This window comes from Vibrio sp. 1641 (assembly GCF_033339995.1).
GTDB classification, from domain to species: domain Bacteria; phylum Pseudomonadota; class Gammaproteobacteria; order Enterobacterales; family Vibrionaceae; genus Vibrio; species Vibrio alginolyticus.
Window position 1 is genome coordinate 1 of sequence record NZ_JAWOVP010000485.1, and the last position, 528, is coordinate 528.

Genomic DNA, 528 nt, shown 5'->3' on the forward strand with positions numbered 1-528 from the left:
CGGCGACAACAAAGCGAGAGCCCGCATTGATTGGTTGTTCCATTGTCGGGCGAGATAAGTTTGCTGCCGTGGTGGCTGATGAACATGGTATGCCTATTTCGACGTTACCTATCCCTGAACGTGGACATGGCGTGGCGACCAATCAGCATGGCCACGCGGTTGTTTTTGGTCGACGTCCTGGCGCTTTCTTTATGGTGTTCGACTATCGAACAGAACAAATGCTCAAGTTGGAACCGGCAAAACCGGAGCGCCATTTTTACGGCCACGGCGTTTATTCTCACGATGGTCTTTATCTCTTCGCTACGGAAGGCGAAAGAGGCACTAGCCGAGGCATCATTGGTGTTTACGATGTTGAAAACCAATACCGAAAAATCGCTGAGTTATCGGGATTCGGTATTGGGCCTCATGAAGTGATCATGATGCCCGATGGCACGTTAGCGATTGGTGTGGGTGGGGTGCATACTAATGGTCGTGAGCCTTTGAATTTGGACAGCATGACGCCAAGCTTGAGCTACCTTTCGCAAAACG

1 protein-coding gene is annotated in these 528 nt (G+C 50.8%); it reads left to right on the plus strand.

The features are described 5' to 3' along the window. Nucleotides 1-528 (plus strand): DUF1513 domain-containing protein (locus R7Z47_RS26705; RefSeq protein WP_318131005.1); only part of this gene is annotated, 528 nt, incomplete at both ends.